At 68.5% G+C, this 13,278-nt stretch carries 10 protein-coding genes; 7 read left to right on the top strand and 3 right to left on the bottom strand.

Annotated elements, in window-relative coordinates; translation table 11 throughout:
* Positions 1-60 precede the first annotated feature (60 nt).
* From serA to J2753_RS09185, 3 genes are all read left to right on the top strand, one after another.
* On the top strand, positions 61-1,680 hold the full coding sequence (gene serA / locus J2753_RS09195) for a phosphoglycerate dehydrogenase (RefSeq protein ID WP_209491635.1): 1,620 nt from the start codon (positions 61-63) through the stop codon (positions 1,678-1,680).
* Positions 1,681-1,769: 89 nt separating this feature from the next.
* Positions 1,770-2,261 carry a molybdopterin-dependent oxidoreductase gene (locus tag J2753_RS09190; RefSeq protein ID WP_209491634.1) on the top strand — a complete coding sequence of 164 codons (492 nt, stop codon included), beginning with the start codon at positions 1,770-1,772 and terminating at the stop codon, positions 2,259-2,261.
* 96 nt (positions 2,262-2,357) lie between these two features.
* Positions 2,358-3,824: a M20/M25/M40 family metallo-hydrolase gene (locus J2753_RS09185; protein WP_209491633.1), complete on the top strand. Its 1,467-nt coding sequence runs from the start codon at positions 2,358-2,360 to the stop codon at positions 3,822-3,824.
* Here the strand turns inward: J2753_RS09185 and J2753_RS09180 are convergent.
* From J2753_RS09180 to J2753_RS09170, 3 genes are all read right to left on the bottom strand, one after another.
* The gene (locus tag J2753_RS09180) at positions 3,821-4,723 is read right to left on the bottom strand and encodes a hypothetical protein (RefSeq protein WP_209491632.1); all 903 of its coding nucleotides are present in this window, start codon (positions 4,721-4,723) and stop codon (positions 3,821-3,823) included. The two genes, J2753_RS09185 and J2753_RS09180, sit on opposite strands and share 4 nt — an antisense overlap.
* A gap of 90 nt (positions 4,724-4,813) precedes the next feature.
* Entirely contained in the window at positions 4,814-5,389 is a 576-nt protein-coding gene (locus tag J2753_RS09175) for a response regulator (RefSeq protein ID WP_209491631.1), read from the bottom strand.
* Between the two features lie 61 nt (positions 5,390-5,450).
* Positions 5,451-7,067 (bottom strand): sensor histidine kinase, encoded by a 1,617-nt coding sequence (locus tag J2753_RS09170; protein WP_209491630.1) that lies wholly within the window; start codon positions 7,065-7,067, stop codon positions 5,451-5,453.
* 164 nt (positions 7,068-7,231) lie between these two features.
* Here J2753_RS09170 and J2753_RS09165 point away from each other — a divergent pair, with 164 nt between their 5' ends.
* The 4 genes from J2753_RS09165 (at position 7,232) to argH (ending at position 13,079) form a co-directional block, all read left to right on the top strand.
* A complete protein-coding gene (locus J2753_RS09165; RefSeq protein WP_209491629.1) occupies positions 7,232-8,488 on the top strand; it encodes an aminotransferase-like domain-containing protein in 1,257 nt (418 codons plus the stop codon).
* Between the two features lie 330 nt (positions 8,489-8,818).
* Positions 8,819-10,108 (top strand): MFS transporter, encoded by a 1,290-nt coding sequence (locus J2753_RS09160; protein WP_209491628.1) that lies wholly within the window; start codon positions 8,819-8,821, stop codon positions 10,106-10,108.
* A gap of 259 nt (positions 10,109-10,367) precedes the next feature.
* Positions 10,368-11,600, top strand: a complete 1,233-nt coding sequence (locus tag J2753_RS09155) for an argininosuccinate synthase (RefSeq protein WP_209491627.1) — start codon at positions 10,368-10,370, stop codon at positions 11,598-11,600.
* A complete protein-coding gene (gene argH, locus J2753_RS09150) occupies positions 11,601-13,079 on the top strand; it encodes an argininosuccinate lyase (protein ID WP_209491626.1) in 1,479 nt (492 codons plus the stop codon).
* The last annotated feature ends 199 nt before the right edge of the window (positions 13,080-13,278 follow it).

The raw sequence follows: 13,278 nt of genomic DNA, 5'->3' as shown, positions 1-13,278 counted from the left end.
TTCGACAACCAGTCGCATTCCGCAGAAAGCGTTAACCGCCGGGGGTGACTCGCTCCGCCCGTGCGAGTACTCATCACGGATCCGATCGCCGACGCCGGGATCGACCGGCTTCGCGAGGCGGGCCACGAGGCTGTGACGGCCTACGACATCGAGGGAGACGCGCTGCTCGAAGCCGTCTCCGACGCTGATGCGCTGATCGTTCGCTCGGGGACCGAGGTCGACGCCGCGCTGTTCGAGGCGGCGCCGGACCTCCAGATCGTCGGCCGGGCGGGCATCGGCGTCGACAACATCGACATCGACGCCGCCACCGACCACGGCGTCGTCGTCGCCAACGCGCCGGAGGGGAACGTCCGCGCGGCGGCCGAACACACCGTCGGGATGGCGTTCGCGGCCGCGCGCTCGATCCCGCAGGCCCACGGCCGCATGGCCGGGGGCACGTGGGCCAAAGGCGAGTTCCTCGGGACCGAACTCAACGGCAAGACGCTCGGCATCGTCGGCCTCGGCCGGGTCGGCCAGGAGGCCGCCAAGCGCCTGGGCTCGCTGGGGATGGAACTGGTCGCCTACGACCCCTACATCAGCGAGGAGCGTGCCGAACAGATCGGCGCGGAGTTGGTCGACCTCGAGGAGTGTATCGACCGCGCGGAGTTCCTCACGGTCCACGTGCCGCTGACCGACGAGACCGAGGGGCTGATTTCTGACGCCGAACTCGCCCAACTCGAGGACGGCTACGTGATCAACGTCGCCCGCGGCGGCGTTGTCGACGAGGGCGCGCTGGCCGAGGCCGTCGAGGACGGCGTCGTCGCCGGCGCGGCACTTGACGTGTTCGCCGAGGAGCCACTCCCCGCGGACTCTCCCCTCCGCGACGTGGAGGATATCGTGCTCACGCCGCACCTCGGCGCCTCGACGGCTGAGGCACAGGAGCACGTCGCCGTCGCCACCGCCGAGCAGGTGCTCGCGGCATTCGCCGGCGAGCCAGTGATGAACGCGCTCAACGCGCCCTCCGTCGACGAGAGCGCGTTCCCCCGCATCGAGCCGTATCTCGGCCTCGCACAGACTGCCGGCCGCGTCGCCGCAGAGCTGTTCGACGGCCGGATCGAGCACATCGAAGTGAGCTACGAGGGCGAAATCGCCGAGGAGGACGTGGAACTGGTCACCGCCAGCGCCCAGCAGGGCGCGTTCGCGCCCCTGGAGTGGCAGGTCAACTCGGTCAACGCCCCCCGCGTCGCCGAGGAGCGCGGCGTCGACGTGACCGAGAGCAAAACCCGCTCCTCGGCGGACTTCCGGAGCCTGCTCACCGTCACCGTCGGCGACAGGGAGGAGCAAAGCTCCTCTAGCAGCCGGACGAAGTCCGGCGACGGTGAGGACGAACTCTCGGTGTCGGGGACGCTGTTCACCGGCGACGAGCCGCGACTGGTCTCCATCGACGGCTACCGCGTCGACGCGCTGCCCCACGGCCACATGCTCGTCGCATGGAACAAGGACGTGCCGGGCGTCATCGGCCTGATCGGCTCGGTGCTAGGTGAGTACGACGTGAACATCGCCGGGATGTACAACGCCCGCGGGACCATCGGCGGCGAGGCGCTCACGGTGTACAGCCTCGACGACGACGTGCCCGAGGCGGCGCTGTCGGAACTGGAAGCCGACAGCCGAATCATCGACGTGACGCAGCTGTCGCTCTGAGGACCCGCCTCCCGCTTCTGACTCGAGAACGGCTCGAGCCGAACTCGTTCGCACCGGCCTTCTTGCTTCTCTGAACCAAACTCCAACCGATGGACGGACTCCCGCGCTACGACGTTCCCGACGAGGTCACGACCGACGACTGGGCGCTGACGATCCGCGGGAGCGTCCGCCGGCCCCGGGCGTTCGACGCAGCGGACCTCGCAGCGCTCCCGAACGAGACGTTCGCCGAGGACTTCGACTGTGAAGCCGGCTGGACGGCTGCAGGGCTCTCCTGGCGCGACGTCCGCGTCGCTGATCTGCTCGAGCGCGTCGAACCGACGCCGGAGAGCCAGTACGCGCTCGTCCACGCGATGGACGGCGAGTACGCCTGTGCCTTCCCGCTCGAACGGATCGAGAGCGCAGTGCTGGCGCTCGAACTCGACGGCGAACCACTCCCGACCGAACACGGCGGCCCTGCACGCCTGATTCCCACGGGTGACGGCGACTGCTGGGAGAGCGTCAAGTGGGTCGACTCGATAGCGATCACGGCCGAACCGCCCGCTGACACCGCCCGCGAAATCGCGCTGGGGCGGATCGAGTGAGAGTTCGTTGGTCGCCGTGGCCCATTTGCCCGTCGCCGGATCCGATGGGGATTTAGCCGCGCCCGTGCCACGGGGACCCATGACCGGTGAACGCCGATGAGTGCCGAGGCCAGACAGTACGTCGACGACCACGAGGACGAACAGCTTGAGGACCTCTTCGACCTGCTCTCTCAGCCATCCATCAGTGCGACCGGCGAGGGCGTCGCCGACTGTGTGGAACTGGTCCAGTCGCTCTGCGAGAAGTACGGCTTCGACGACGCGATGCGGGTCGAGACCCCCGGACAGCCGGCCGTGATCGCGCGAGCGGGGGCAGACACAGGTGCGACCGGCGACGGTCGGCCGGGCGCCGACGAGCGGGCCGTCCCGGGCGAGGAGGCACCGACAATCTTCGTCTACGGCCACTACGACGTGCAGCCAGCCGATCCCGACGAGTGGACCACGCCGCCGTTCGAACCGACGATCCGCGAGGGCCCGGACGGCCGCGAGCGCATCTACGCGCGCGGCGCCGGCGACAACAAGGGCCAGTGGTTCTCGCATCTCTGTGCCGTACGCGCGCTGCGCGAGACGACCGGGCTCCCGATCAACGTCACCCTCCTGCTCGAGGGCGAAGAGGAGAGCGGCAGCCCCAACCTCGACGACGTGGTCCGGGAGTACGCCGACGTGCTCGGTGCGGACAGCGAGGAGCGAAGCTCCTCTGGCAGCCGGACGCAGTCCGGCGACGCAGACCTCGCCTTCGTCGCCGACGGCCCCATCGACGCCTCGGGCCGCCCGCACGTCCTGATGGGGGCCCGCGGGATGCAGTACGTGCAGGTCGACGTGACTGGGCCGAACCGCGACCTCCACTCCGGCAACTACGGCGGCCCCGTCCCGAACCCCGCGTGGGAGTTAGTCCGCATCGTCGCCTCGCTCAAGGACGAAACCGGCCGCGTCGCCATCGACGGCTTCTACGACGACGTGCGACCGATCGAAGCCCGGGACCGCGAAGCGCTGGCGGCGATGCCGTTCGACGAGGACGCCATCAAGGCCGACCTCGACGTACAGGCGTTCGCCGAGGGCCCGGGTGACAGCTACCTCGAGAAACTGCTCTACTACCCGACCTGCAACATCTGCGGGTTCACCTCGGGCTACGGCGGCGAGGGGAGCAAGACGGTCCTGCCGTCGACGGCGACGCTCAAGATGGACATGCGCCTCGTCGCCGATCAGGACCCGAAGGAGATCTACGACGCCTTCGAGACCCACGTCCACGAGCACGCGACCGGGGTCTGTGACGTGGAAGTGACAGAAATGGGCGCGATGCGCCCCCAGCGCACCTCGCTGGACCACCCGATCCGTGAGCCGGTGATGGACGCCGTTCGCGCGGCGTGGCCCACCGACCCCATCCTGAAGCCGACACTCGGCGGGTCGCTGCCGACTGCGGTGTTCGAGCGAGAGTTGGGACTGCCCTGCGTGACGGTGCCCTACGCGAACGAGGACGAGAACAACCACTCGCCCGACGAGAACCTCGCGCTTTCCTGCTTCCGGAGCGGGATCCGGACCAGCATCGAACTGTTCGAGAGCCTCTAGAAGGCGAGTCCGTCAGCCACGGGCCGCTCCTCCGTCGCGACGACGACGCCGGAGTCGGTGCTGATCTCGGCCTCCGAGTAGTTCAGCACGCCGACGGAGGCGTCGGCGCTGAGCCGGGCCTCGACGGCCGCCTCAGGCTCTGTGACGGTGTCCGGGAGGATGAAGCCGCTGGTGAGACTCACGAGGTCCTCCTCGGTGTCGGTGACGCTGAACCCCATCGCGACGGCCGTGGGCGTGGTCTCGCCGACCTGTACCCCCACGTCGTCGCCGACCGAGATCTCGGTGGAGGACTCCTGGCCCACCGCGGACTCGAGCGAGGAGAGCGGGCCGTCGTTGTTCGTCCGGCGCGTGCCGTCCTCGCGGGCGTCGATGAGCGACTCGATGGCCGCGCGGTCCCGGTCGCCGTTCGAGGAGATGGCGATTCGCCCGTCGGCGACGCCGACGAGGTAGGAGGTGAGCGTGGCGTCGACGCGGTAGAGTTCGTAGCCGCTGTACGTGCTGTTGACCGTTTCCGCGTCGAGTTCGTTCTGGTAGGCGCTGACCATCGCGGACTGCTCGAACTCGGCTTCGACGCCGTACAGCGAAGTGGTCCAGCCGCCGTTGTAGTAGACGGCGTCGAGTTCGCCGAACTCCATGGTCGGCACCGGCGGTTCGAGGAACGCGGCCATCAGGTCGTAGCGGTCGCCGAGCGTGTGCCGGCCTTCGTCGAGGTCGGCTGGCTCCATCGCCCGAATCGACTCGCCGCTCTGGTTGGCGCCGCTGCCCTCCTGTGCCGGGGTCCACCGGCCGTAGACGGTGGCGCTGCCACCGATACTGCCGGAACAGCCGGCGAGGCCGGCGAGTGCCGCGGTCGCACCGACTCGGAGGGTGTCACGTCGGGTAAGCGAGGTCCGTTCCATGTCGCGAGAGTCGGGCGCCCCGTTCAAAACACTTCTTGCCGGAAGAACCGTGAAAGAAAGTACACGCGTTTCTTCCGTGGACGCTTGCAGCTACACCACATCGTCGATCAGCGCCACGAACTCGTCGGAATCCAGGTCGTTGAGGTCCTGGTTGAGGTCCTCCTCCAACTCCGCGATCCGGTACGTTAGCTGCTCGTAGCGCTCGTCTTCGACCAGCACGTGCTCCGGGATTTCTGTCTCCAGGGTCGCGCGTTTCTCCACCAGGCGGTAGTACTCCCGAAGCCGGTCGTCCTGCTTGTCACGGCCGAGGAGTTTTCTGACCGTCTCGTTGAGCTCCTCGCGGTCGACCGGTTTGGGGAGGTAGGCGTCGAACGGCGTCTCGACGATTTCGGGTTCGGGGCTGACCGCCGTCACCAGCACGACCCGCGGGTCGGCCTCCCGGTCCTGCATCGCGTCGAGCACGTCCCCGCCCGAAAGTCCCGGCATCATTCGGTCGAGGACGACGACGTCGACAGCGGGGCTGAGGATCGAGAGGGCCGTCTGTCCGTCCTCGGCGGTGTACGTCTCCCAGTCGTGGTCGAGCCAGAGCTCGTAGGTGTTTCGCACGTCCTCGTCGTCGTCGATGACGAGAACGACCGGGCTGCCGGCGGGGTCGATGGACACCATCGCAGGCAAGACTGACGAATGGCTGACTGAAAAGGATGTGCCCCGGTTTTTACGTACCAACTCACTCGCCGCCGAAACTGGCGTCGCTCGGCGGCAGCGAGACGACGAACCGCGCGCCCTCAGGGTGGTTGTCCTCGATGTGGACCTCGCCGCCGTAGCCGTCGACAATCGTGTCGATGAAGAAGAGACCGAATCCGGAGCCGCTGGGGCCGCCAGCCTGCGCATTCGAGACGCCCCGGCGGAACACCTGATCGCGGTCCTCCTCGGGGACCCCCGGGCCGTTGTCGGCGATCCCGATTCGGATGCCGTCGTCGACTTCAGTCGCGACCACCTCGATTTCGACCTGCTCCTTGTCGTTGTGTTCGACAGCATTGCGCAGCAGGTTCGCGAGCACGTCGTCGAGGATGTCGTCGGCCTCGGCCCGGAGGCCGGCGTCGATATCGGTCTCGACGTGCACGTCGGGGTAGTTGTCCCGGAACGTCTCGACGCGCCGTTCGAGCAACTCCGAAAGGTCGACCGGTTCGGTGGTGGTCCCCTCAGTCAGCGTGTTCAGCGCGGTCCGGATCCGGTCGATCTGGTCGGATATCCCGCGGGCCCGAGTGAGGATCGTCGTCGCGAACTCCGCCTCGCGGCCCGATAGCTCCTCGCGCAGTATCTCGGCCCGGGAGCCGATCACCATCGTCCCGTTTTGCACGTCGTGGCGCAGCAGCGAGTGGAGGAACTCGAGTTGGTTCGTGCGCTCTTCCAGCTCCCGTTCGCGCTCGGACTTCTGGCGGGCGAGGCGCTCGGTACGCTCGGCCAGCAGGCGCTCCCGTTCCTTGCCGGCGGTGATCTCGGTGAACACTACGAACGTCTCGTCGGCGGCGACGTGGACCGTCCGGACGTCGTAGAAGCGGCCCTTCGTTAGCCGGTCGTCCTCGTCGTCAGCACGGGCGCTCGGGTCCAAGTTCTCCGGCGGGACGTGAATCTCATCGCGGTAGGGTTCCGCCCGTAGCGTCGCGTGGACGAACTGCTCACGGTCGAAGTCGCTCTCACTCGTCGGCTTGGCGGTGGCGAGCAGTGCTTCAAAACCGACGGCGAACGCGTCCTCGTACGCCGGGTTGCCCTCGCCAGCCACCAGACCGTCATCGCGATGGCCGACCGTGACGATGGGGACGTTCGTTCCCTCGAAGAAGGCTCGGAACCGGTCTCGTTCGGCTGTTAGCTCCCGGCGGCTCTGGCGGCGCTGCACGTCGTAGAGCCCGGCGCCGAACGCCGCAACCGATCCCATCAGCACGCCGTCGGCAGCCAGTACGTACGGTTTGAGTCGGCCCATTACCTGCAGTTGGAGCAGAATCACCACCGCGTACAGGCCGGCGGTGGCGAGGGCGCCGCCGACAGTCCACCGCGCCGCCAGCACGACGTCGTCATCGCTCCAGTCCTGTCCGAACAGCCAGACGCCACCGCCGATCAGCAGCAGCGCTAGCCCGATCAACACGGAGTTCTCCAATAGCGTATCGGCGATGCCCCAACCGAGGTTGCTTGCGTCGTCCCAGATGTCGTACGCCGGCACGCCGAGCAACACGAGGCCGACCGTACTGATTGCGCCGGCCGCGAGTCGCCGGCGGAGGCCCGGATTGTCCACCGGCTCACCCCCGTCGCCCGTCACGACGGCGAGGCTCTCGACATCGTCGTCCATACTCCCGTGTCACGTTCGTATCAAATAGTTCCAACGGGGCACGAGGGGTGGCGGGTCAGGGCGTCAACGGGGGGTCACGGGAGAACCGAACCGGGAGAGTCGGCCGATCCGGCCACGGTTTCCGACACGGATTGCTTTATCCCCCGACGCCGACGACTGCCGCTATGAGCGAGTCCGACCGCGAACGGCGGTTCGACCACCTGTTCGCCACGACGGTTCGGGAACGCCTCGACGACGCGGGCTACGCCGGGGGCGCGTCGCCGCCCGCGCCCGACGCCGTCCCACTGACCTACGGGTTCCCGTACCCCGAGTCGTTCCCCGTTGCCGCCCTCCGTGACGCCGTCGAGACGGTGCTCGACGAGGAGGCGGCTGATGTCCTCCAGTACGGTGGCGGCGAGTACGTCGAGCGCCTCAACGACGGCATCCTCGCTCACGAGGCCGTCAACGGCGTCGACGCAACCCGGGACGAACTGCTCGTCACTAACGGCGCGACCCACGCGCTGGACGCCATCGGCGCGACGTTCCTCGACCCCGGGGACGAGGTACTGGTCGAGTCGCCCTCGTTCGTCTGGAGCCTCGCGGTGCTGGACAACCACGGCGCCGAACTCACGGGCGTCGATCTGGACGAGAACGGCCTCGACCCGGACGCGCTGGAGGAACTCCTCGAACGCCGTGAGGCCGCTGGCCAACCGGTCCCCAAACTGCTGTACACCATCCCGTCATTCCAGAACCCAACAGGAGCGACGCTCACGCGGGAGCGCCGCGAGCGCGTGCTCGAACTCGCCCAGCAGTACGACTTCCTGGTCGTCGCCGACGACGCCTACGGCGAACTCCGCTTCGAGGGCGAGTCGCCGCCGCCGCTGGCCGCACTCGACGATTCGGGCCGCGTGATCCGGCTCGGAACCGTTTCGAAAACCATCGCTCCGGGGGTTCGAACCGGCTGGATCGTCGCCCACGAGGCGCTGATCGAACAGATCGGCCACATGGCCGCGGGCGGCACGAACACGTTCACCCAGAGCGTGCTCGGGCGCTACTTCGACGCCGGCCACTACGAGCCAACGCTCGAAGGCCTCCTGGAGGGGTACGAGACCCGGCGCGACGCGATGATTGACGCGCTGGAGCGCCACCTCCCGCCCGGATCCTCGTGGACCGAACCGAAGGGTGGCTTCTTCCTCTGGGTCACGCTCCCGGAGGGCGTCGACGCCGAGGAGATGCTCCCGCTGGCCGCCGAGGAGGGCGTGACGTACCTCCCCGGCGAGCGGTTCTACGTTGACGACGGCGGCCGACAGGGTGCCGCCGACCTCGGTGACGACGGCGTGGGGACGCGCTCGCTCCGGATCTCGTTCAGCCACGTCTCACCCGAGGAACTGGAGGAAGGCGTCGCCGCGCTCGCGCGGGCGACAGAGGCGTATCTGGAGTAGCGCGCCGACCACGACCGTCAGTTTCTTTTCACTACTCACCGACACCCTGAGCGACGCGCCAAATGAACCGCCGGCACGTGTGTCGTCCGGTGTTCGACCCCTTCTCGCCCCCGGCCGCGCCGCGGGCCCGATAGCTGCAGCACTCGGGTTCGCTTCGCTACGCCGGTAGCCGCACTCTCCCCACCGACCACACACGCACATGCCGACATCGCCAGCGCCCGCCGCAGACTGCGGCGGCGCGTTCGACTCCCTATCGCGAGTATCGCCTTACCGACCACGCTGCCGACCACGCTCGTCGAACATCTCACCCACCCGCGGGGGTGAGAGTCGATGACCGACCAGCCCTCGCTCTGGCGCAACCGCGACTTCCGGCGGTTCTTCGCCGGCCAGTTCGTCACCAACGCCGGCGACAGCCTCTACACGGTCGCCGTGCTGTGGCTAGCCTATCAGCTAAGCGGCTCGACGGTGCTCACGGGCGCGCTGAACGCCATCCTCCTGCTCCCGTGGCTGCTGCAGGTGCTCGCCGGGCCGCTCGTGGATCGCTTGCCGCTCAAGCCCGTGCTCGTCGGCTCGCAGGTGATTCAGGGTGTCGTCGTCCTCGCGCTGCCGCTGGCTGCCGTGACGGGACGGCTGAGCGTCGGCGTCCTGTTCGCCGTCGTTCCCGTGCTGATGCTTGCGACGCTGCTGATGGCACCGATGGAGACGGCGCTGCTGCCCCGAATCGTCGACGATGACCGGCTCTCGGGCGCCAACTCCGCGCTGGCGACCGTGACGCTCGGGCTGGATATGGTGTTCGACGCCGTCGGTGGTGGCGTGGTCGCCGTTTTCGGGGCGACGACGCTGTTCCTCCTCGATTCGGCGACATTCGGCGTCGCCGCCCTGCTGTTCGTCGGCATCACGATCCGTGCCCCGGAACCCGACGACGGCAACGATTCGGCTGAGGCCGGTCCCACGCTTCGCTCCGTACTCCGCTCCTACGCCAGCGATCTCCGGGCCGGCGTCGACGCGCTCCGCGGGACGGTGTTCGTCGAGTTGGTGCTCACGACCGCAGTCGCGAACTTCGCCACCGGCGTCACGCTCGCTATCCTACCGGCGTTCGGCGCCGACTTGGGCGGGCCAGCGCTCTACGGCCTCATGTTGGGCGCGCTCGGCGTCGGACGGCTCGTCGGCTCCGTCGTCGGCCCGTACCTCGAGGGGGTTCCGTACGGAACGGTTCTCCTCGCGCAGGGGTTCGGCGCCGCCTGCTGGCTGGCAGCGGTAGTGGTCTCCTCGCCAGCCGCGACGGTCGCGCTGTTCGGCCTCGCGTGGGTGCCCGCGGCCGCCTCGGGCGTGCTCACCTCGACGTTGAATCAGCGACTGTTCCCGACCGAGATACTGGGCCGTATCGCCGCCACGAAGGGGACTGCGTCGGGCGCAACGCTCCCGCTCGGCTCGCTCGTCGGCGGCGTCGTCGCGGAGACGCTTGGTACGTCGACGACGATGGCGCTGGCCGCCGGCGGCTTCGGCTTCACAGCCATCTACGTGCTGGGTCGCCCGCGACTCAGGCGACTTCCGTCGGTCGCCGACGCCCAGCCTGAAGATTTCGGCGTCTCGCGGGATCGTTCGGGTGAGGAGGACTGAGCCGCGTTTCGCCACAACAGTTTTGTACCTCCCCGACAGTCCATTCGATGTGACTCACGTGACCACCGCTGTCGACGTTGCCGTCCGACAGCCGCGGGTCGCGTTCCGGCCGCGGGCCATCTAGGCCCAACTCTACTTTACCCCTCGTTACCGTTTCGCCGAAATCCACCACTTCTTCGTCCGGGTAGCGTGTCGTAGCACATTTCCTTTTAACTTCTAAAGCGGTGTATTTATTGGATAGCGGCTTTCAGACGTAGGTATGAGTAAAGTCGCGCTCGCGTTCAGCGGTGGACTGGACACCACCGTCTGTGTCCCGCTACTGAAAGAGGAGTACGGCTACGACGACGTGCTGGCCGTCACCGTCGACGTCGGCCAGCCAGAGGCCGAGTTCGCGGAGGCCCGAGAGACCGCCGACGCGCTGGGGCTGGACATCCACGTCGTCGACGCCAAAGCCGAGTTCGCGTCGCTCTGCTTCGACTCGGTGCGCGCGAACGCCACCTATCAGGGCTACCCGCTCGGCACCGCGCTCGCCCGCCCCGTGATCGCCGAAAAGATCCTCGAAGTCGCCGAGGCCGAGGACTGCGACGCCATCGCCCACGGCTGTACGGGGAAGGGCAACGACCAACTCCGCTTCGAGACCGTCTGGCGCGGCTCGGACCTCGAAGTCATCGCGCCCGTACGTGAACTCGGTCTGACCCGCGAGTGGGAGGTCGACTACGCCGAGGAGCGCGACCTGCCCGTCGAGGCCGGCAACGAGGGCACGTGGAGCATCGACACGAACCTCTGGTCCCGTTCAGTAGAGGGTGGGGATCTCGAAGACCCCAGCCATATCCCGAGCGAAGACATCTACGAGTGGACCAAGACCCCCAGCAGCGGCGAGGAACTGGTCGACATCGAGTTCGAGAACGGCTACCCCGTCGGCCTCAACGGCGAACTCCTCGACCCAGTCGACCTGATCGAGAACCTCAATGCCCTCGCGGGCGCCCACGGCGTCGGCCGCACGGACATGCTCGAGGACCGCATGCTCGGGCTGAAGGTCCGCGAGAACTACGAGCACCCGGCCGCGACGGTCCTGTTGACCGCTCACGAAGCGCTGGAACAGCTCGTCTTCACGAAAACCGAGCGCGACTTCAAGCCCCAGATCGAGCAGCAGTGGGCCGAACAGGCCTACCGCGGGCTGGTGTTTTCCCCGCTCACGGAGAGTCTGAACGGCTACCTCGAGGCCTCCCAGGAGAAAGTCACCGGCACGGTGACGGTCAAACTCCAGGGCGGGCACGTCCGTCCGGTCGCCCGCGAGTCCGAGTATGGCGTCTACTCCGAGAACGCCGCCTCGTTCAACACCGAGACGGTAGACGGCATCGAGCAGGCCGACGCGACTGGCGTGGCGAAGTACCACGGCTTCCAGGAGCGTCTGGCCAACGACGTGGCCGAGAAGGCCGAGCGTGAGGACGCACAGGAGACGACCACGCTCTCGACGGACGGCGGGGAGTAGATGTCCGGAGACACGAGCGACGACCAGACCGTCGTCCGCCGCGAACGCTTCGCCGGCGGGCCCGCACGCTCGTTCATGTCGAGTCTCGACGCCGACAAACGCATCTTCGCGGCTGACCTCGCGGTCGACCGCGCCCACACGGTGATGCTGGCCGAACAGGGCATCGTCGGCGACGTCGACGCCGCAGCCATCCTCGACGCGCTGGACACCGTCGAGGAGGCCGGCCACGAGGTCCTCCCCGAGGGTGAGGACGTCCACGAGGCCATCGAGTCGGCCGTCGTCTCCGAGGTCGGGCCCGCGGGCGGGCGGATGCACACCGCGCGCTCGCGCAACGACGAGGTGGCGACCTGCATCCGCTACCGTTTCCGTCAGGACCTGCTCGACGCTGCCGAGGCCACGCTGGACCTCCGTGCCGCGCTCCTCGACGCCGCGGCCGGGGAGACAGACTCCGTGGTTCCGGGCTTTACTCACCGCCAGCACGCCCAGCCGACCACCGTCGCCCACCTGCTCGCGTCCTACGCGGGCGCCGTGGCGCGCGACACTGAGCGCCTACTCGCCGCGTTCGAGCGCACGAACCGCTCGCCGCTGGGCGCCGCGGCGTTCGCCGGCACCACGTTCGATGTGGACCGCGAGCGCACTGCTGAGCTGCTGGGCTTTCACGACGTTATCGAGAACGCCGCCGACGCGGTCACCGCGCGTGATTTCCTGATCGAGGGCTGTAGCGCCTTCGCGGCGCTCTCGGCGACGCTCTCGGGGCTCGCGACCGACCTGATCGAGGCCGCGAAGGACGGCCACGTCGACATCGACGACGCCTACGCCTCCACCTCCTCGATCATGCCCCAGAAGAAGAACCCCGACTCGCTGGAGCTAGTTCGTGCTGTCGCCGGCGACGCCGTCGGCGACCTGACGGGGCTGCTCACGACGCTGAAGGGGCTCCCCCGGGCGTACAACCGCGACCTCCAGCGCGCGACACCCCACGCGTGGGACGCCGTCGACATCGTCAGCGAGGCGACCGAGGTCACCGCCGGCGCCGTCGCTACCGCGGAGTGGGACGCCGAGGCCTGTGCGGCCGACGCTGGCAAGGGCTTCTCGACAGCAACGGGCGTCGCTGACGCGCTCGCGGCCGCCGGCCTCCCGTTCCGCACCGCCCACGAGCTCGTCGCGGAGGCGACGACGGCCATCGACGACGAGACTGGCGTGGACGAGCAGATCGACGCACTCGCGGCGGCCGCCGACGCGGTGCTCGACGACCCGCTTTCGGCGTACGTCGACGAGAAGGCGCTCGCAGACCTGCTCTCCCCCGCGGGGAGCGTCGCCGCGCGTGACTCCCGCGGCGGCCCCGCTGCCTCGGCCGTCGAAGAATCGCTAACCCGCCTGCGCGAGACGCACGCCAACCACGCGGCGGCCGTCGACGCCCACCGAGAATCGCTCGCGGCCGCCGAGGACCGCCTCGCGGCGGAGGTAGGCGACTATGTCTGAGGTCGTTTCAGGAGCGAGTTCGCCAGTCCGGCGGCGACAGCCACGGCCAACGCCGCAGGGAGTCCGGCGACGGCTCCCGCGGCGGCCGCGTCCGCCTCGGTCGCTGCTTCGGCGACCGCGGCCGCGGCCCCTCCGGGCCACCACATATTTCGCGCCGTCGCGGCCGGTCCCGCGCGGCACCGATTCGTCCGAATTCGCC

The sequence above is a fragment of the Halolamina salifodinae genome, from assembly GCF_017874235.1.
Classification (GTDB): Archaea; Halobacteriota; Halobacteria; order Halobacteriales; family Haloferacaceae; genus Halolamina; species Halolamina salifodinae.
Note: the sequence above shows the minus strand (reverse complement) of the source record. Positions and strands in the feature narration are given on the sequence as shown.